Consider the following 19236-nt stretch of genomic DNA (forward strand, 5'->3'; position numbering starts at 1 on the left):
CGTCCTTTGTCATGTTTACTACCTGGCTTTGCTCCTCTATTGACTTCGTTGAATCTTCCACCGTCCTGTGGGTATTGTTTATCGTAGACTGTATCTCCCCTATCAGGCTTGCTATGTTCCTCGCCGCCTGAGAAGATTGCTCTGCCAGTTTCCTCACTTCATCCGCTACAACTGCAAATCCTCTTCCGGCTTCTCCTGCTCTTGCTGCCTCTATCGCCGCATTTAAAGACAGCAAATTGGTCTGGTCTGCTATGTTTGTTATTGTCTCCACTATCTTCTCTATCTCTGACGATTTTTCTAATAGATAATTTGTCGCCTCTTTTACGTTGTTGTTAGCCTCTATCGTATGCTTTGTCTTCTCTATCAGGTCTTTTATGGTGTCAAGCCCTTCACTGGATACCATGTTCACATTTCCTATCTCGTGATTTATCTCTTCTGCATTTTTAAGCGAGCTGTCTATAAGCTGCCCCAGCAAAACCGTGGCGCTTGCGCTCTCCTCTGCTTCCTTTGCCTGACTCGATGCCCCTTGAGCTATCTCTTCTATGGCTTTTGCTACATCCTGTGTAGCCTGTGCTGCTTGTTCTGAAGCAACCGCCAGATTCTCTGCAGAGTGGTTTACAGATTCTGATACGCTCTTTATGTCAAATATTAGCTTCTTTATGCCTTCCAGCATAGAATTAAAGCTCTTTGCAAGTATACCCACTTCATCTTTTGCTTTTACATCCGCTCTTACCGTTATATCCCCTTGAGAGGCTTTTTCCATTGCTGCTACAACCTTCTTTATCCCGGAGGCAATAGAACTGGAGAAAAGGTAAGCAATTATTAATCCTATTAGAAGTATTACTATGCTCACTGTTATTATGAAATCCCTTATTTTCGTCACATCTCCAGTTAATTCACTATTGTCCATTGTTACAACTGCTTTCCAGCCAAAACTGTCAAGGTCTCTTACGCTGGCAAATTTCAATACATTATTTGAAACATATTGAATTGTAGAATTTTTTGTAGCAAGCAATTTATTACCAAAATCGTATTTCTTTATGGAGGTAAAAAGCTTAGTAGAATCCGGGTGAGAAATTGTAATACCCTCTTTTGTAACCACATATATGTACCCTGTTTTCCCAAGTTTTACATCTGAAATATTCTTTGAAAGCTGTTCTAAGCTTATGTCAATCCCCAAAACACCTATCAATTTCCCGCTTGCATCTAAAATAGCTTTTGTCACAGTGATTTCAGGAACCTTGGTATTAAAGTCCTGGTATGGTTCTGTCCACACGATTTTCCCATTTGCATTTACCGCATCTTTATACCAGGGCCTCTCTGTTGGGTCATAATTTTCGAGTTTTTGAATTGGAAATAAAATCATCTTCTTAGTTGGGGTTGCAAAATATACATTCATAGCGTCAGGCATGGCTTTTTTGGCTTCCTCCAATTTCTTTAAAACTGCTTCATCTGAGGCTTGACTTCCATCGTAATTTATAATCGCATTAGATTCCGACAGCATCTGTATCATTGTTTCTGTGCTTTGTTTAAATGAATTTATGTACTTATTAAGTACTGCCAAAGCTGTTTGATTGGAATCGTTTATTTTTGATTTAAGCACAGACTCCGCTATGCTTGTAGAGAAATAACCTGATATCACAAGAGGTATAAGTATAAAAAGCACCATCAAAGTTAAAAGTCTTGTCCTAAGACTTTTCATTTATAAATCTCCCTCCCTATAGTGATATAAAGTACATTTGATCCCCCTTCGTTTCTTTTATGACTTCTTCTAAAGCTTCTACGACCTTGCAATTATATTTATAAGGCATGGTTTTTAACTCAACTATGGCTTCATGCATGCTCTTTAATCTATTCTGGTTGTAAGGTCTTTTAGTTGTCATGGCATCAAAAGAATCACAAACCCCAATTATCTGCGCACTTAAAGGAATAATACCCAACCCAAAGGGATACCCCGATCCATCAAGTCTCTCATGATGATATAAAACAGCAGGAATAAGATCTTCTAAAGCTGGCAGTAGCTTTAACATTTCTGCCCCGTAAGAGGGGTGTATCTTGACAAGCTCGTACTCAAGATCTGAGAGAGGTTGGGGCTTGTCCAAAACTGAAATAGGAATCAATATCTTGCCAATGTCATGAAGTAATCCCCCCTTGCAATTATAAAGCTGTTCCTCTTTAGGCAGCCCCATCTTTCGGGAAACAAAATAAGTAAGCCTCGCCACTCTTATGCTGTGAGCATATGTGGTGTAGTGATAATTTTTTAAACTCGTCATCAAATGCCTTATTAAAAAAATGTCGGTATACTGCTGCACTTTCACATTTTCCCTTCTTTTCGACATAATTTGACAAGAAAAATTATACCACACGTGGAGTTGTAAAGTCAATTTTTTAAATTTTTTCAAGTATTAAATTTTATGATCTGGAAATACTGTAAATTAGCTATCTTGACAAACTTATCAGAGAAGTTATATAATACGTTTGCAATTATTTTTTATATATTAAAATTTTTTTGTAATAAAAATTTTTGTGTAAAGGAGGTAGCTTATGCAAAAGGTTGTAAACGATGCAAAAAAACTCACTTTAATCCCTCTAATTCTTATGATCTTTACTTCTGTGTTTGGTTTCACCAACATTCCTCGTTCTTTCTACTTAATGGGATATAGCGCTATTCCATGGTACCTTCTTTCAGGATTGACTTTCTTTATACCCTATGCTTTTATGATGGCAGAGTACGGCTCTGCTTTTAAAGAAGAAAAGGGTGGAATCTATTCATGGATGGAAAAATCCATTGGTCCAAAATATGCCTTTATTGGCACTTTTATGTGGTATGCGTCCTATATTATATGGATGGTGAACGTGAGTTCTTCTATATGGATTCCTCTATCTAACGCCATATTCGGCAAAGACACCACTTCTACATGGAGCCTTTTTGGTCTCAAGGCAACACAAACATTAGGACTCCTCGGAGTAATATGGGTTATAACTGTGACATATGTTGCATCTCATGGACTAAAAAGTATATCAAAAGTTACATCAGTGGGAGGAACTGCTGTAGCCCTTTTAAACGTAGTATTACTCCTTGGAGGCATCTTTACATTAGCTTTGAATAAAGGGAAAATTGCGGAACCTATTTCATCCATCAGCTCTTTTGTAACATCGCCAAACCCTTCTTATCAAACCACGCTTGGAATGTTAGCTTTTTTAGTTTTTGCAATATTTGCTTATGGTGGTCTCGAAGTAGTAAGTGGTATTGTAGACCAAACTGAAAAACCTGAAAAGAATTTCTCAAAAGGAATTCTCCTTTCCGCTATTATCATCTCTATAGGTTACTCGTTAGGAATTTTTATGGTTGGAATTTTCACTAATTGGAAAGAAGTATTAGGAAATCAAAATGTAAATATGGCCAATGTAGCTTACGTAGTCATGTACAATCTTGGATATCAGCTGGGTAATGGTTTAGGCTTGAGTAAAACTGCTTCTATAACTCTGGGCTCCTGGTTTGCAAGATATGTAGGACTTTCCATGTTTTTGGCTTTGACAGGTGCTTTTTTCACTCTCACATACGCACCCCTAAAACAGATAATCGAGGGTACTCCTTCTAAGCTTTGGCCTGGAAAAATAGGTGAAATTGAGGACGGTATCCCAAAACGCGCAATGTGGATTCAGGGAAGTATAGCAGCATTAATGATAGTATTGGTATCTTTCGGTGGAGAAGCAGTAGCCAGGTTTTTCTCTAAGCTCATCCTAATGACTAACGTAGCTATGACATTGCCTTATGTCTTCTTGTCAGGAGCATTTTATTCTTTCAAGAAAAAGAGGACAATCAAAAAACCCTTTGAAATATTTAAATCAGAGTCTTCCGCTTTTGTAGCCACTTTAATAGTTACGGCTACAGTTGCATTTGCAAATTTCTTTACAATAATTCAACCTGCAATAGAAGGAGACTTAAGCTCTACTCTTTGGATGATAGCAGGACCTCTATTTTTCTCAATAGTAGCAATACTCATGTACAACCGGTACGAAAAGTTGGAACAATCTTCAGTAAAAGTTGTTACAAAAATAAAAACGGAACATAGATAAAATACCGAGAGAGCGTTTCCGCTCTCTAATTTTCTTATTAGTATTAAAAAGTTTTAATTTTATCGAAGATATGGTATAATAATTATGTACCTGTTATAGCCATTTAAAGGCTTAAAATTACTCCAATTTTAGACGCTGTTATACATGCTACGAATAGCTGTTATATAATATAGCTTACATTTTGTATACTGTACTATAGCAGGTACGATTTTCTTAAACTGGTATGTTTAATAAAAAACATGTTAAGGAGAGGAGTAACAAGATGGCTAGAGCAATGAAGTCCATGGATGGTAATACGGCTGCTGCCCATGTGGCTTATGCTTTCACGGAAGTAGCCGCAATCTATCCAATAACCCCTTCATCTCCAATGGCAGAACTCGTAGATGCCTGGAGTGCTCATGGAAGAAAAAACATTTTTGGACAAACGGTAAAAGTAATTGAAATGCAATCTGAAGCAGGGGCAGCAGGAGCTGTTCATGGTTCACTGGCAGCAGGAGCTTTAACCACTACTTTTACTGCTTCACAGGGTCTTCTTTTAATGATACCCAATATGTACAAAATCGCTGGTGAGCTCTTGCCCGGTGTATTTCACGTAAGTGCCCGCGCAGTAGCAGCACACGCCCTTTCTATTTTTGGCGACCATTCTGACGTAATGGCTTGCCGTCAAACAGGATTTGCATTGTTAGCATCGGGAAGCGTACAGGAGGTAATGGATTTAGGAGCCGTCGCCCATCTTTCTGCAATAAAGGGAAGAGTTCCATTTTTACATTTCTTTGATGGATTTAGAACTTCTCATGAAATACAAAAGATAGAAGTTTGGGACTATGAAGATTTAGCAAAGCTCGTGGATTACGACGCCTTAAAATCCTTTAGAGACAGAGCCCTAAGACCAGAAAAACCCGTTATTCGTGGCACAGCCCAGAACCCAGATATTTTCTTCCAGGGGAGAGAAGCTTCAAATAAATTCTACAACGCTTTGCCTGAAGTCGTAGAATACTATATGAATGAAATAAACAAATTGACAGGAAAAAATTATAAACTTTTCAATTACTATGGAGCACCTGACGCAGAAAGAATAATAGTAGCAATGGGTTCTGTTACAGAAACAATCGAGGAAACAATAGATCACTTGATGAAAAAGGGCGAAAAAGTAGGATTGGTAAAAGTTCATCTTTACAGACCTTTCTCAGTAAAGCACTTCCTTGAAGTAATACCAAAGACTGTAAAGAAAATCGCTGTACTCGACAGAACTAAAGAACCAGGTTCTCTAGGAGAACCTCTCTATGAAGATGTAAAAACTGCTTTCTATGAGAGTGAACTCAAACCCGTTATTGTAGGGGGACGCTATGGCCTCGGTTCGAAAGACACCACCCCTGCTCAGATCATAGCTGTGTACGAAAACCTAAAGCAAGAGGAACCTAAAAATCGCTTTACAATAGGAATAATAGACGATGTTACAAATACATCTCTACCCGTTGGTGAAGAAATAGACACCGCTCCAGAAGGAACTACCAGTTGCAAGTTCTGGGGATTTGGTTCAGATGGTACAGTAGGTGCCAACAAGAGTGCAATAAAAATAATAGGGGATAACACAGACCTTTATGTACAGGCATACTTCCAGTATGACAGCAGAAAATCTGGTGGTGTTACAATATCTCACTTGAGATTTGGTAAAAAGCCTATAAGGTCTACTTATCTGGTAAACACTGCAGATTTCATAGCATGCCATAAACAGTCCTATGTATACAGCTATGACATATTAAAAGGCTTGAAAGACGGCGGTACTTTCCTTTTAAACTGCAATTGGAAGCCAGAAGAGCTTGAAGAAAAACTGCCAGCCTCAATAAAGAGATATCTCGCAAAGCACAACATAAACTTCTACATCATAAATGCTGTTGACATAGCAAAAGAAATTGGCCTAGGCGGAAGAATCAACATGATAATGCAATCTGCTTTCTTCAAGCTTACAAACATAATACCAATAGAGGAAGCAGTAAAACATCTGAAAGAAGCAATAGTTGAAGAATACGGGCATAAAGGCGAAAAAATAGTTCAAATGAACTTTGAAGCTGTAGAAAGAGGTATAAATTCCCTCGTTAAAGTAGAAGTACCACCTCACTGGGCAGAAGCTCAAGACGAACCAAAAGAAGAAAAGCCAGTGCCTGAATTTATTAAAAATGTAGTTGAAGTGATGAATAGATTAGAGGGTGATAGCTTACCGGTAAGTGCTTTCTCAGGTAGAGAAGATGGAAGTTTCCCACCCGGAACAACGGCTTACGAAAAAAGAGGAATAGCAGTAGACGTACCAGAATGGTTGCCAGAAAATTGTATCCAATGTAACCAGTGCGCTTTTGTATGCCCACACGCAGTAATAAGGCCTTTCTTGCTGACAGAAGAAGAATTGAAAAAAGCTCCGGAAGGCTTTAAAGCTAAAAAAGCAATTGGAAAGGGCTTTGAAGGGCTGTACTATACTATACAGATTAGTGTACTCGACTGTACGGGTTGCGGCGTCTGCGTAAACGAATGTCCAGCAAAAGAAAAAGCACTGGTCATGAAACCATTAGAAACACAGATGCACGAAACAAAGAATTGGGATTATGCAATAAGCTTGCCTCCAAAACCAAATCCGATGAGCAAAGAAACAGTGAAAGGAAGTCAGTTCGAACAACCGCTGCTCGAATTTTCTGGAGCATGTGCCGGATGTGGAGAGACGCCTTACGTCAAACTTATAACACAGCTTTTTGGCGATAGAATGATGATAGCAAATGCCACAGGTTGTTCGTCAATATGGGGCGCAAGTGCACCTTCCATGCCTTACACAGTAAACCATGAAGGGAAGGGACCTGCTTGGGCAAATTCCCTGTTTGAAGATAATGCAGAATTCGGTCTAGGCATGGTACTGGCTGTTAAACAGCAGAGAACAAAATTAGCCGAAATAGTAAAAGAGCTATTAGAACAGAACATCACAACTGAGTTAAAAGAAGCGCTCACCTTCTGGCTTGACAACATGATGGACGGGGAAAAATCCAAAGAAGCTAGTAAGAAGTTGCTGCCAATACTTGAAAACTATAAAGCTGAAGATGAAAAAGTAAAGACATTAATAAACGAGATACTCGAGAGAAAAGACTATCTAGTTAAAAAGTCCCAGTGGATAATAGGTGGCGATGGTTGGGCATATGACATCGGATACGGCGGTTTAGACCATGTATTAGCAACAGGAGAAGATGTAAACATCTTGGTTCTTGATACAGAAGTCTATTCTAATACAGGTGGACAATCTTCAAAAGCAACACCACTAGGTGCAGTTGCACAGTTTGCTGCAGCAGGTAAGCCACTTATAAAGAAAGACTTAGGCAGAATGGCAATGACATACGGATATGTGTATGTAGCTCAAGTAGCAATGGGTGCAAGCCAGACTCAACTTATGAAAGCTCTAATAGAGGCAGAAAGATACCCTGGTCCATCTCTCATTATAGCTTACGCACCATGTATAGCTCACGGTATTGACATGAGTGAAAGCCAGATAGAACAAAAAAGAGCAGTAGAATCCGGTTACTGGATACTCTATAGATACAATCCGCTTCTCAAGAAAGAAGGAAAGAATCCTTTCATACTAGATTCTAAACCTCCAAAGCTCTCCTTCCAGGAATTCTTGAGGAGAGAAGTAAGATTCACCGCATTAGAAAGAACCTTCCCAGAAAGAGCAAAAGAACTCTTCGAAGAAGCGGAAAAAGCTGCAATGGAAAGATACAAAATCTACGAAAAGATGGCAAAAGATGAGTAAAGGAAGAGGGGTTATCCCCTCTTCTTTTATGATATAATCTTTCTTGTAGAATTAAAAATGGGGTGACTAATTCTTATGAACTTTATAGGTCAGGCTCTTAACTTCTACAAAGAAGAAATTGAAGCTTACATGCTTTATTCATATCTTTACCAAGTAGAGAAAAACCCTAAGACTAAAGAAAATTTTTTAAAGCTTGCAGAAATGGAAAAAAGTCATGCAAATTTCTGGGAAAAATTTTTAAAAGACAGGGGCACAAATATACCAGAACAAAAAAAGCATCCCATCAAATTATTTATATACAAAATCTTAAGAAAGCTACTCGGAGGTAAACTTTTCGTTACAATTTTAGAAATGAATGAAATTTCCACTACTGAGTATTATTTTAAATTCTTAAACGAAGCAGCTTTATCTGAAAAAGAAAGGGATATACTTTCAAAAATAATTGAAGAGGAGCTTGAGCACGAAAAATTATTTGAGCAAGAAAAAGATAACATCAGCATAGAAAATATCAGGGATTTCATAATGGGTATGAACGACGGCCTTGTAGAAATCTTGGGAACTGTCACAGGCCTTTCAGCAGTTTACCCTAAGAGTCCTATAACCGTTGGTACTGCAGGTCTTGTAGTTGGTGTTGCAGGAGCTCTTTCTATGGCAATTGGAGCGTACACCTCCGTTAGATCTCAAAGACAGGTAAATGAAGGATTGAAAAGAAAAATGGAGCTTCTTTTCAAAGTCTCAAAAGAAAGAGCAAAAGAAGAATTCCTAAATAAGCTGCAAGATTCCGGCATACCTGCAGAAGTCAGTGAAGAAATAGCTTATAAATTGTCGAATAACGAAGAAGCCATGACAAACCTGTTAACAGAAGAAGTAACAGAAAATGAAATAAAATCCGCCCTTTATACAGGTATAGCATACCTTTTGGGTCTTATTTTCCCTGTAATTCCATACTTTTTTATATCTTCTTCATCATTATTAGCTTTATCCTTCTCCGTATTATTCGCGGCTATAGCTCTTTCTATAGTAGGCATCGTAGTATCTGTAGCTTCGGAAAACTTGTCTATAAAAGCAAAAATCGTGGAAATGGTAGTAACAGGGCTTGGAGCAGCAGCACTTTCCTATCTTTTCGGAACTCTCGTTCAAAAAATATTTGGAATAACCGCCTAAACTCAGACATAAGGAACCGTCCCCTTTGTCCGTTTCTTTTAGAGAATTTTAAAAAGTGTTGATATAGTAGCAAATATCTTGTACAATGAATATAAGAAATGAATTTTTTGCTTCCCGAGGAGGGATATAAAAATGTCTAAATTTACTATTAAAAATTTTATCTTTGCAATTGCAGGGCTTGTTCTCCTCATAGTGGCTGTATTTTTCATAGTCAACTGGTTTGTAAATTCAAAAAATGGAACTATAACTGAAAACGCATGATTTCACAAATAAAAAGACCCCGCAATAAGCAGGGTCTTTTATCTTATTTTTCCAGTATTTTTATAAGCAGATTGACACTAGCCTCTACATCTCTTTTATCCACCATTTCCGAAACACTGTGAACATACCTCGTAGGAATAGAAATCACTCCCGATGGTATTCCACCTCTTGAAAGATGTATGGCTCCTGCATCAGTTCCACCAAATTCTAGTACTTCCAATTGATATGGAATACTGTTTTCTTTTGCTACTTCAATCATCATGTCTCGTACATGAGGGCTTACTATTATTGACCTGTCCATCACCTTTATTGCCGCACCTTTACCGAGAGCTACCGCCATCTTTTTTGCTTTAGGAGTATCTCCCGTTGCAGTTACATCAACAGCAATGGCAAAATCAGGATTTATATGGTAAGCAGCTGTAGTAGCCCCTCTTAAACCCACCTCTTCTTGCACTGTGAAAACAAAATACAGCTCATTTTCGGTCTTCACGTTTTTTAGTGCCTCAATAGCTACGTAACATCCTATCCTATCATCGAAAGCCTTAGAAACCAATCTATCACCAAGTTCTACAAACTCTCCTACGAAACTCCCACTTTCTCCTATTTTTACAAGTTCTTCTGCCTCTTTTTTATCTTTCGCGCCTATGTCTATATAAAGCTTCTCTAGTTTAAAGTCCTTTTTATCCTCCAAATGTTCTACTCCAATCACCCCTACTGTACCATTTTTAAATCTTACTCTTCTTCCTACAAGGTGCTCTACATAAACGCCACCTATCGTTGTGAACCTCAAGAAACCTTCCTCTTCAATATGCGTAACCATAATGCCTATTTCATCAGCATGAGCAGCTACCATTATCTTTTTGCCCTTTCCCTTTTTCACACATATCATGTTCCCCATCGCATCATGAGTAATCTCATCGCAAAAACCCTTGACTTCCTCTCTTATAATCTCAAAAACTTTATCTTCACTTCCTGAAGGCCCGTATGCCTGTGTTAATTTTTTTATAAGTTCCACATTTACACTCATCCTAATACCTCCTCAATATTTTTAATAACTAAGTCTACAAGCTTAACTGTATTTTCAAAATCACTTAGCTTAGCTACAGAGTTGAAAGAATGGATGTATCTGCAAGGCACCGAAATAGCTACTGTCTTTATTCCTCCTTTTGTAAGGTGTATTTTACCTGCATCATTCCCACCACTCGCTATTCTTCTGAACTGATAAGGTACATTATTCTCCTCTGCTACCCTGACAATCTTGTCAATAATCTTTCTGTCATACAAGGTAGTTCTGTCCATAAGTGAAATTGCAGGCCCTTTCCCTAACTCCGTAGAAACCAGATGAGGCTCTGAATCTACAACGTCTGCAGCAACCGTCCCTTCCACGACTATTGCAAAATCAGGATCTACATTGTAAGCTGCTACACCTGCACCTCTTAAACCAACCTCTTCCTGTACTGTAAAAGCTGCACAAACAGGATAATCATATGTATTTTTCAGAATTTCTATTAACACATTACAGCCTATTCTATCGTCCAAAGCTTTTGCCTTAACATAGCCATCCCCTAAAATCTCGAAATTTGATTCAAAGTAGACATAGTCACCAGGTGAAACGTACTTTAAAGCCTCTTCTTTAGATGTTGCTCCAATGTCTATATAGAGTTCATCGAAGTCAAGAGGTCTTTCCTGTTCTCCTTTTTTCTGAAGATGTATAGGTTTTGCACCTATTACCCCGTTTATCCTCTTCTCCCCTACCTTTACTGCTTTAGCTACCAGAATGCGGTTGTCAACTCCGCCCACAGGAGAAAAACTCAATGTCCCGTCTTCATTTACAGACTTCACCATTAAAGCAACTTCATCCATGTGAGCAGCCAGCATCACCTTTGGTTTTTCTTTTTTACCTCTTTTGCAGGCTATTAAATTTCCAATTCTATCTACATAAAGCTCATCCACATAAGGTTTAACTATCTCTTTTATCTTCTCTCTTACCTCTTTTTCATCTCCAGAAGCACCTAAAAGCTCTGTTAACTCCTTTAATAGCATAAATGTCCCTCCAATTCCTCAGGCAGATTGGCAATATAGTGAGCAAGCAATCTGCCGCTTTCTATTATGTCTTTCATATTGGCAGTTTCCACAGAAGTATGCATGTACTTCAAAGGTATTGACACAAGCCCTGTAGGAACTCCTTTTTTTGACACCTGGATTGCCCATGCATCAGTGCCCGAATGCCCAGGAAGCGGTTCTATCTGATAAGCTATATTGTATTTCTTCGCCATATCTACAAGCCCTTTATATACAGCAGGATGAATATTAGGTCCCTTCCCTATGGCAGGCCCTTTACCTATCTCTATATCGCGGCTAACCCCTCTCGCTTTTGCATGAGTCACATCAATCGCTATACCTATGTCAGGTTCAATATTGTAAGAAGAAGTCGTAGCCCCTCTTACCCCCACCTCTTCCTGAAGAGTAGCTACTGCATATACATCATGATAATGTTGCATCCTTTTCAGTTCATCAAGGCATACTGCCATCACAACAATCCCGGCTCTATCGTCTAAAGCCTTTCCAGAAACATAATCATTTAAAAGCTCTCTGAAGTCTCTTTTTATCGTTATAATGTCGCCAACTTTGACTAGTTCCTCTACTTCTTTTTTAGGAAGCCCCACATCCACATACATATCTTCAATCTTTATAGCTTTTTCCATATCCTCCGAAGACAAAAGATGTGGCGGTTTACTTCCTATAACTCCCAATAATTCCTTTTTGCCGTGAACTATAACTTCCTGTGAAGGAAGAGTCCTCTGATCAACTCCTCCTACTGTTGTAAATTTTATAAATCCCTTCTCATCAATATCTTTTACCATAAGGCCTATTTCATCTAAATGAGCGGCTAACATCACCTTGTACTTGCCTTTTGTGCCTTTCTTTTTAAAAATAAGATTGCCAAAATTGTCCTCTAAAACCTCATCAGAAATCTCCTCAAATTCTTTTTTTAAAAGGTCATAAATTCCTCTTTCATGTCCGGAAACTCCATGACTTTCGCTAAGCTTCTTTAATAGCTCCTTATAATCCATTTTCTACCCCTTCCCATCTAATTTTATTAAACAAGGTGGTAAAATTCCTCTTTTGCCTTCCCTGAGTTTATTATTTCTACATAAATCTCTAAAATCCTTCTGTAATTTTTCGTCTTCTGAAGATATTTTAAAAAATCAACTATACCCCTTGACAAAATACTTTTATACTGTTATATTATAATATAACAGTATAAAAGTTTGGGAGGTCATTTTATGAATCAAAATATAATCGAAACTATTGTATTTTTAGTGACTTTTATAGCTTTAGTAACCGGTTTTATTTTCCTATTCTCAAGCAAAACTTCAAACTTGCCCATGGTAAAAACTTTTAAAGAAAGTACCACTATAAGAGTAACCACATCAGTAGTTAGCATATTATTAGCTTGGATTTCTCCATGGATTTCTTTAAAAGTATTGCTTTTTATTGTGTCTTTCATATTACTAATAAGTATTTTCCCATTTAGAATAAAGAAATCATCTTCGATTATTGCAATAATCGTAATATTATTTGTAATTTTAAGTATATCTGCCCTGTTACTAGCTCCATTCCTTTTCATGACTAACTTAAGCATTATAAATGGTAATACCAAAAGTACTGATGGTACTGATGGCATAGAAATAAACTTGCCTGGTATTCACATAAAAGTCCCACAAAATTATTTATTTGAAGAAAAAACATCCACAAAAAATAATGATATAGAAATTAACATGCCTGCACTTCACATAAAAGTCCCGCAAGAAAGTTTTTTTGATAACAATATTTCAAAAGATAAGATATTACCTGACAGTACTGTAAATATAGAAAGTATAAGCACTATAAACATTAAAATACCATCCCAAGATGTAGAATTAGAACTTGTGGAAAATGACAATACCTTAGCATATCCATCACATCTGATTCAAAAAACAGAAAAAGACATAATGCATTTACAAGCCACTTTTTCCGGCAATAATACTTATGTAATACAAATTGGCACTCAAACATTAAAAAAGCTTAATATTGACTGCAATTCTTTAACAATAATAGGCAATGGGTCATTAAAAAACCTCAATATAAATTCTACTAAAACTAAAATAAATGCTAACATACAAATAGAAAACAATATTAATATAAATAGCACAGGTTTTGACTTAAATGGCAAATTAAAAGGCAAAAATTTAAATCTCAATACTACAGGGAGTAACATAAAAGGAGAATTAGATTTTGATAAAATTATATTAGACGCTACTGGTGTAAATATTGATATAAAATCAAAATTTAATAATTTTAATATAAATGCCACTTCTTTAAACGGAACACTTGAAATCTTAAATGCTCTCGATGAAACTGGTAAATTTTATATAGATACAACAGGAGGTTCTTTAAAAATTATAAACAAAAACAACGCTCCTATCGACATAAAAAATTCAGGCATTATAAATTTAATCAGAGAGTGATGATAAAAATGCTAAGAAAAGTTGATAAACACAGCGGTATACCTGCATATTTACAAATAGTAAACATGATAAAATCAGAAATTCTATTAGGTAACCTTCAAAAAGGCAGTCAACTCCCATCTATAAGAGATTTACAATTGATATTTGATGTAAATATAAACACTGTTATAAAAGCTTTAGAAAAATTAAAAAATGAGGGCTACATCGAAGCAGAACAGGGTATTGGATATTTTGTAAAAAAAGATATTGATATAAACAAAGAAGTAATAGATATAATAAAAGAATGTGTATTAAAACTCAAAAATAGTCGAATAGACTACTACACTGCTATGTTAATTTTTGAGGAGGCATGGAAAAATGAATGAATTTATATCCAAAATGGATGTATATATACAGAAAGAATTAAAAGAAAAAACATTGCGCATCGCACTTTTAACATTTTTACTCATTTTACCGGGAATAATGCTAAAAGCTCTTGTATTGCTCTTTTTATCCTCCAGTCTCATAGTATATGACATAAGACATCAAAAAGCAGAGCTTTTATATATTATGCCATTTTCAAGAAAGGAACTATTTATTTACAATATTATTTTCTTTACTTTTTTAGTTATAATCACATCTTCAATAACTGCTCTTTTCATTGGAGGTTCTTTCATAATCAAATTAAAAATTATCGCAGAGTCATTAATACTTTTATTCGCAATCTTTGGTCTGCAAATGATTTTCTCAGGTTTTGAATTAGATTCCTTGGCTTGGAGTTTTTTGGTAACATTTTTAGATGTTCTATTTGGATCAATTGGGAGTTCAAACATACAAAGTGCTATCTTTAACCCATACTCTCTAATTAGTTTTACACGTCAGGGAAATATGATTTTAGCTCTTATATTCTCACTAATACTCCTGTATTTAGGCTATTGGTCATACGTTATAAAAGGCGGTGAAAATTAATGTACGCACTAGAAATAAAAAATTTAAGCAAACAAATAGATGGAAAACAAATACTTTCAAGTGTCAGCTTTAAAGTACAGGAAGGCGAAATAATGGCACTTGTGGGTCCAAATGGTGCAGGGAAAACTACAACACTGAAATGCATAATGAACGCAGTAAAAAAGGATTCAGGTGAAATACTAATATTTGAAAAGCCTTTTCACCCTTCTTTAAAAAAAGACATAGCTTTCGTTACAGAGCATAGAAAAGTTTTTAATAATTTAATATTAGGAGATTATTATAAAATGTATAAAACTCTATATCCTCTGTGGGATGATACCTTTTTTAAAAATTTCCTTTCTAAATATGGCTTTAATCTAAATGAAGAAATGCAAAAATTCTCAAGAGGTCAAAAAACCTTTATATTAGCGATATTAGCTTTTTCAACAAATGCAAAACTCATAATACTGGATGAACCTACACAGCATCTTGACCCGGCAGTAAGGTTTGAACTTATAGAAATAACAAAGCAATACGTCAATGATAAAAAAGGAACTATACTTCTTTCTTCTCATGAAATATTTGAATTAGAAGAATATGCCACAAGCTTTGCCATAATAAAAGATGGAAAAATACTATATACAGATTCCATTGATGAAGCGAAACAAAAACACAGAATAGTTAGTCTTAATGAGAACATAAAGGGGGCAAAAGTAATCGCAGTAATGAATAACGAAGTTTTAGTACAAACTGAAGAAGATATAGGTGAATACCCTCGCTTAAACCAGATAATTGTAGGCTACCTAAAAAGCTAGACAGGGCTACATTCCTGCGCCTAGCTTTAGTTAAAAATACTAAATTTGATTCGTTCTTTATAATATTTTGGGAGTGAGAATAGTGAAAAAATCAATCAAGATTGTATTTATAATTTTTACAATAACCATCATTATATCACTTGCCTTATATTACACAATCATAAATAGTCCTGTTCAAGTAGTAACAAAAAATCCTGACATTGAAAAACCTTTGACAATAGAGCAAAAGCTGAAAGACTTTGAATATATGTATAATATCTTAAAAGACAATTTCCCATTTTTTGAAGTAAAGAAAAGGGTTCTTGGATATGACTGGCTCTCACGCAAAAGTGAATTTGAGGAATGGATAAAAGAAACGAAAAATGATAAGGAATTTTATGACACAATGCGTAGAATCCTCAATTTGTTACAAAATGGCCATACCCATATACTAAGTCCGAAAACTTATAAAGATTTTTGCGAAGTGTATAATACTGTTTCTTGTATCTCTGGTTATGGGCCATGGCAACAGGTATTAAATAACAAAAATGTTGTTGAAAAATATAAATATTGGAGCAATATAATTAACGAAGACAAACGTTATATTGTTCCTATTTATTTTAAATATATAGAAGGAAAATATGTTGCCGACTACGCTATACGTGAAAAAGATCTGGAAGACTATGGTATAGAAAGAGGAAGCATATTACAAAAAATCAATGATTTAACTACAAAAGAATATATAGAATCTCTCAAAGATAAAGAATTCTTAAAATACGATTTTAAGCGGAATGAATTCAAGATGAATCAATTATTAATTTCTACTCCAGATATACAAGTCGTGAAACTAACTTTCCTCACTCCAGAAGGAAAAATTGTAGAAAGAGATATAAAAAGTGTTGTAATGTACACAAACTCTCCCAGAAATATTAAAGACATGAAGAATTTTACGACTGCAATAATTAAAAAAGATAAAATAGCTTATATAAAAATTTACAAATTTGCTTTTGACTATAAAAAAGAGCAAGAAGCAATATATGAATTTTTAAACCAAGTAAAAAATTACCCTTATCTAATAATCGATGTGCGCGGCAATCCTGGTGGTAATGATATGTATTGGATGCAAAACATAGTAGCACCTCTTATAGATAAGCCCTTAAAAACCAATTACTACATAGTAGTAAGAAATGGAGAATATATTAAGCCATTTATTAAAGCAAAGTTTGGCCGTTTCTTATTAAGTTTTAAATCTACAAAAGAACTCCCTACAAATTTAAACTTTCCAAAAGAACTAAAAGAAGATTTTGGCAAATTCGTCTGTTTTCCTAAATCTATATCTCCCAAAAACCCTGTTGGATTTAAAGGAAAAATATTTCTCCTTGTAGACGAATATGTATATTCCTCATCAGAAAGTTTTGCCTCTTTTGCAAAAGCGACAAAATGGGCAACACTTGTCGGAACTGCCACCGGTGGAGATGGCATAGGTGTAGACCCCACAATATGCGCTTTACCCAATAGCGGCCTTATTTTTAGATTTCCTTTTGATATGGGGATAAATCCTGATGGCACGATAAATGAGGAGATGCATACACAACCTGATATATATGTAGAAGAAACTTATAAGGATTTTATTAATACAAATGAGTTGAGTCTTGGGGGATCATTTTACAGTAATGATGTAGTTATCAAAAAAGTTCTTAAAATGATAAATGAATTATAAAAAGACAATTTTTATGCAAAAGGACCCCCTCTTGTAGACAAAGGAGACGGTTCCTTTTGTCTGATTTTTAAACACATAAAAAATATTAGCGGTTTGCTTTGGAAACTTTCCCGTAAAGTAAACCGCTTTTTGATAATTTAACCTTTTAAGGCTTTATTATTCTCCCAATTTCCACAATTCCTCTAAATATTCGATATTTACCTTCCCATTTAATATCTCATACATATTATGGCTAACATATAAAAACAATCGTTTATCTGTTATATCAGGAAATATTTCTAAAACATAAGGATAATCCTTTGAAATACCTATAACTAAGTCATAAATTTTGTAGTCTTTTTCACCTTCAAAATGGATTGCATATCCATTTGCCCAGTAATTGTAGTTTGGATAATTACTTTTATTACTTTCCTTTAAATCAAAATTTTTAAAATAGAGGAGTATTTCTTTCATCTTATCAGGATTTTTTATCCTTTTTGTTTTAAAATCAGCATCTTGGTATTTTATTATCATAACTTTATTGAAAGATATCCCCGAATAATGCGAAAGAATTAGATTATTAAAAGTTCCATTTCGAGGGTAAAAAGCATATACCAACAAAAATACCAAAAAGAGTAATAGTATTAGAAAAAATTTTTTCATTCTCCTCTCCTGCCTTTACAAAATCGATCTACTCTGGAACACTTAAACATATTGTTGTGTGACTTTACTCCGGCATTCAGCAAAAAATAAAGTTAAAATTGGCAGCCAAGAACTATCCAATGCATCCGTTAAAATTATTAAAACTTCTTTTCCCACTTATAACCACCATCTTTAGTGAAAAATATATTTGTCCCTTTTGATGTTAAAGCTAAAGCCCATCCTGTTTTATTATCTATAAATTGAATTTGAAACGTACCTTGAGGAACATTAATCTTTTTCCATGTATGACCTCCATTATTTGTTTTAAGTAATTGATTTTCAAATAAAACATACCAGTTTTCTTTATCTAATACATAAATTTCTCTAGGGGAACTACTATATATTAAGGAAGCCTTTTCTTCCCAACTGTTTCCATTATCTTTGCTCACTAAAAACAATATCGAAAAATTCTTTTTCACATGATCAAATCCAGATATTGGCCAAATTATTTCACCATCAACAAATTTAAGAGAATATACGGAGATATGTTTATCACTCAATTTTGAAAACAAAGGAATATTTTTCTTATACCATGTATATCCTCCATCACTTGTCATATATAAACTAGACTTCCCTAGGTCCCTCCTTTCTATAGCAACAAAACCGGTCTTTGCATCCGGCAAAAAAATGAAACTCTTTTTATCTCCCTCATAAGGAAGCAAATTAGAAGATGCCAAAGTATTATTAGGCAACTCCCCCTTGTGAATTAGTGTCCATTTATTGTTTATTAATCTATACACATCTACAGGTACATTTCCAGATGCGTTACCATCCTCCTTAAGGAACCAGCCTTGATATGTACCATTAGAATTCAGAAAAAACAACTTGCCCATAGCAAAAGGCACTTTATCATCATACCAGTTTTTACCTCTATTTTCTGTCCAGTAAAGCATCCCATTAGGATAAAGGATTTTGTTAGAATAAAGTATCCAAGCATGATTAGAATCCATAAAAAACCAACTACGAATATCACCTATATAAGAAACTGACTTAGTAATCCATGTACTACCTCCGTCAATCGTAATAAATGCTTTATTTTCTCCCATATCTTCCGCAATAGCCCATCCATTATTTTTATCCATCATTTGGAAATATTGAAAATTAGGAAGTAGTTTGTGATATGTATTACTCTCATTAACCTCTCTTTTAGTCTGACATCCGCTAAAAAATAAAGTTAAAATTAACAAGATTACAAAAGCTTTCTTCATTTCTCACCAAAACCTCCCATAAATTCTTCTACCAACCATTATATCATTATTTCCTATATCTGATATTACAAATTGGTTACAAATTATTAAATTTTTATTAATTTAT

16 protein-coding genes are annotated in these 19236 nt (G+C 35.3%); 9 read left to right on the forward strand and 7 right to left on the reverse strand.

Annotation, left to right across the window (positions count from 1 at the left end; genetic code table 11):
• A partial coding sequence (locus ACPLVE_RS09480) for a methyl-accepting chemotaxis protein (protein ID WP_424611312.1) occupies window positions 1-1702 on the reverse strand: 1702 nt, incomplete at its 3' end.
• 16 nt (window positions 1703-1718) lie between these two features.
• Window positions 1719-2339 carry an HD-GYP domain-containing protein gene (locus tag ACPLVE_RS09485; RefSeq protein ID WP_424611313.1) on the reverse strand — a complete coding sequence of 207 codons (621 nt, stop codon included), beginning with the start codon at window positions 2337-2339 and terminating at the stop codon, window positions 1719-1721.
• A gap of 205 nt (window positions 2340-2544) precedes the next feature.
• On the opposite strand from ACPLVE_RS09485, the gene yjeM reads away from it, so the two are divergent.
• From yjeM to ACPLVE_RS09505, 4 genes are all read left to right on the forward strand, one after another.
• Complete coding sequence (gene yjeM / locus ACPLVE_RS09490) at window positions 2545-4080, forward strand: glutamate/gamma-aminobutyrate family transporter YjeM (protein WP_424611314.1); 1536 nt, start codon at window positions 2545-2547, stop codon at window positions 4078-4080.
• Between the two features lie 262 nt (window positions 4081-4342).
• Window positions 4343-7864 carry a pyruvate:ferredoxin (flavodoxin) oxidoreductase gene (gene nifJ, locus ACPLVE_RS09495; RefSeq protein WP_424611315.1) on the forward strand — a complete coding sequence of 1174 codons (3522 nt, stop codon included), beginning with the start codon at window positions 4343-4345 and terminating at the stop codon, window positions 7862-7864.
• Between the two features lie 75 nt (window positions 7865-7939).
• Window positions 7940-9028, forward strand: a complete 1089-nt coding sequence (locus tag ACPLVE_RS09500) for a VIT1/CCC1 transporter family protein (RefSeq protein WP_424611316.1) — start codon at window positions 7940-7942, stop codon at window positions 9026-9028.
• 132 nt (window positions 9029-9160) lie between these two features.
• The gene (locus tag ACPLVE_RS09505; protein ID WP_424611317.1) at window positions 9161-9289 is read left to right on the forward strand and encodes a hypothetical protein; all 129 of its coding nucleotides are present in this window, start codon (window positions 9161-9163) and stop codon (window positions 9287-9289) included.
• A 43-nt stretch (window positions 9290-9332) separates the two neighbouring features.
• Here the strand turns inward: ACPLVE_RS09505 and ACPLVE_RS09510 are convergent, their stop codons facing one another.
• The 3 genes from ACPLVE_RS09510 to ACPLVE_RS09520 are packed head-to-tail and all read right to left on the reverse strand — an operon-like array spanning window position 9333 to window position 12363.
• The gene (locus ACPLVE_RS09510) at window positions 9333-10316 is read right to left on the reverse strand and encodes a M42 family metallopeptidase (RefSeq protein ID WP_424611318.1); all 984 of its coding nucleotides are present in this window, start codon (window positions 10314-10316) and stop codon (window positions 9333-9335) included.
• Complete coding sequence (locus tag ACPLVE_RS09515; protein ID WP_424611319.1) at window positions 10313-11332, reverse strand: M42 family metallopeptidase; 1020 nt, start codon at window positions 11330-11332, stop codon at window positions 10313-10315. The genes ACPLVE_RS09510 and ACPLVE_RS09515 overlap by 4 nt, the downstream gene beginning before the upstream one ends.
• Window positions 11323-12363, reverse strand: a complete 1041-nt coding sequence (locus ACPLVE_RS09520) for a M42 family metallopeptidase (protein ID WP_424611320.1) — start codon at window positions 12361-12363, stop codon at window positions 11323-11325. The genes ACPLVE_RS09515 and ACPLVE_RS09520 overlap by 10 nt, the downstream gene beginning before the upstream one ends.
• A gap of 213 nt (window positions 12364-12576) precedes the next feature.
• On the opposite strand from ACPLVE_RS09520, the gene ACPLVE_RS09525 reads away from it, so the two are divergent.
• The 5 genes from ACPLVE_RS09525 to ACPLVE_RS09545 all read left to right on the forward strand — a co-directional run bounded on the left by ACPLVE_RS09525 (window position 12577) and on the right by ACPLVE_RS09545 (window position 17241).
• Entirely contained in the window at window positions 12577-13800 is a 1224-nt protein-coding gene (locus ACPLVE_RS09525) for a hypothetical protein (protein WP_424611321.1), read from the forward strand.
• 8 nt (window positions 13801-13808) lie between these two features.
• On the forward strand, window positions 13809-14165 hold the full coding sequence (locus ACPLVE_RS09530; RefSeq protein ID WP_424611322.1) for a GntR family transcriptional regulator: 357 nt from the start codon (window positions 13809-13811) through the stop codon (window positions 14163-14165).
• Complete coding sequence (locus ACPLVE_RS09535) at window positions 14158-14748, forward strand: hypothetical protein (RefSeq protein WP_424611323.1); 591 nt, start codon at window positions 14158-14160, stop codon at window positions 14746-14748. The genes ACPLVE_RS09530 and ACPLVE_RS09535 overlap by 8 nt, the downstream gene beginning before the upstream one ends.
• Window positions 14748-15542, forward strand: coding sequence for an ABC transporter ATP-binding protein (locus ACPLVE_RS09540; protein WP_424611324.1), 795 nt, complete (start codon window positions 14748-14750; stop codon window positions 15540-15542). The genes ACPLVE_RS09535 and ACPLVE_RS09540 overlap by 1 nt, the downstream gene beginning before the upstream one ends.
• Before the next feature lie 73 nt (window positions 15543-15615).
• A complete protein-coding gene (locus tag ACPLVE_RS09545; protein ID WP_424611325.1) occupies window positions 15616-17241 on the forward strand; it encodes a S41 family peptidase in 1626 nt (541 codons plus the stop codon).
• A gap of 156 nt (window positions 17242-17397) precedes the next feature.
• Here the strand turns inward: ACPLVE_RS09545 and ACPLVE_RS09550 are convergent, their stop codons facing one another.
• Together ACPLVE_RS09550 and ACPLVE_RS09555 are read right to left on the reverse strand one after the other, a co-directional pair.
• Window positions 17398-17754, reverse strand: coding sequence for a hypothetical protein (locus ACPLVE_RS09550; RefSeq protein WP_424611326.1), 357 nt, complete (start codon window positions 17752-17754; stop codon window positions 17398-17400).
• Between the two features lie 266 nt (window positions 17755-18020).
• Entirely contained in the window at window positions 18021-19130 is a 1110-nt protein-coding gene (locus ACPLVE_RS09555) for a hypothetical protein (protein WP_424611327.1), read from the reverse strand.
• Window positions 19131-19236: the final 106 nt, after the last annotated feature.

Source organism: Caldanaerobacter sp., assembly GCF_049701115.1.
In the GTDB taxonomy this organism is placed as follows: domain Bacteria; phylum Bacillota; class Thermoanaerobacteria; order Thermoanaerobacterales; family Thermoanaerobacteraceae; genus Thermoanaerobacter.

What these genes read in the sequence shown, in the direction of transcription:
- nifJ (WP_424611315.1), top strand. Translation starts at nt 4,343, where the DNA reads ATGGCTAGAGCAATGAAGTCCATGGATGGTAATACGGCTGCTGCCCAT.
- ACPLVE_RS09515 (WP_424611319.1), bottom strand. Translation starts at nt 11,332, where the DNA reads ATGCTATTAAAGGAGTTAACAGAGCTTTTAGGTGCTTCTGGAGATGAA.
- ACPLVE_RS09530 (WP_424611322.1), top strand. Translation starts at nt 13,809, where the DNA reads ATGCTAAGAAAAGTTGATAAACACAGCGGTATACCTGCATATTTACAA.
- ACPLVE_RS09550 (WP_424611326.1), bottom strand. Translation starts at nt 17,754, where the DNA reads ATGATAATAAAATACCAAGATGCTGATTTTAAAACAAAAAGGATAAAA.
- ACPLVE_RS09555 (WP_424611327.1), bottom strand. Translation starts at nt 19,130, where the DNA reads ATGAAGAAAGCTTTTGTAATCTTGTTAATTTTAACTTTATTTTTTAGC.
- ACPLVE_RS09535 (WP_424611323.1), top strand. Translation starts at nt 14,158, where the DNA reads ATGAATGAATTTATATCCAAAATGGATGTATATATACAGAAAGAATTA.
- ACPLVE_RS09505 (WP_424611317.1), top strand. Translation starts at nt 9,161, where the DNA reads ATGTCTAAATTTACTATTAAAAATTTTATCTTTGCAATTGCAGGGCTT.
- ACPLVE_RS09500 (WP_424611316.1), top strand. Translation starts at nt 7,940, where the DNA reads ATGAACTTTATAGGTCAGGCTCTTAACTTCTACAAAGAAGAAATTGAA.
- ACPLVE_RS09540 (WP_424611324.1), top strand. Translation starts at nt 14,748, where the DNA reads ATGTACGCACTAGAAATAAAAAATTTAAGCAAACAAATAGATGGAAAA.
- yjeM (WP_424611314.1), top strand. Translation starts at nt 2,545, where the DNA reads ATGCAAAAGGTTGTAAACGATGCAAAAAAACTCACTTTAATCCCTCTA.
- ACPLVE_RS09525 (WP_424611321.1), top strand. Translation starts at nt 12,577, where the DNA reads ATGAATCAAAATATAATCGAAACTATTGTATTTTTAGTGACTTTTATA.
- ACPLVE_RS09485 (WP_424611313.1), bottom strand. Translation starts at nt 2,339, where the DNA reads ATGTCGAAAAGAAGGGAAAATGTGAAAGTGCAGCAGTATACCGACATT.
- ACPLVE_RS09520 (WP_424611320.1), bottom strand. Translation starts at nt 12,363, where the DNA reads ATGGATTATAAGGAGCTATTAAAGAAGCTTAGCGAAAGTCATGGAGTT.
- ACPLVE_RS09510 (WP_424611318.1), bottom strand. Translation starts at nt 10,316, where the DNA reads ATGAGTGTAAATGTGGAACTTATAAAAAAATTAACACAGGCATACGGG.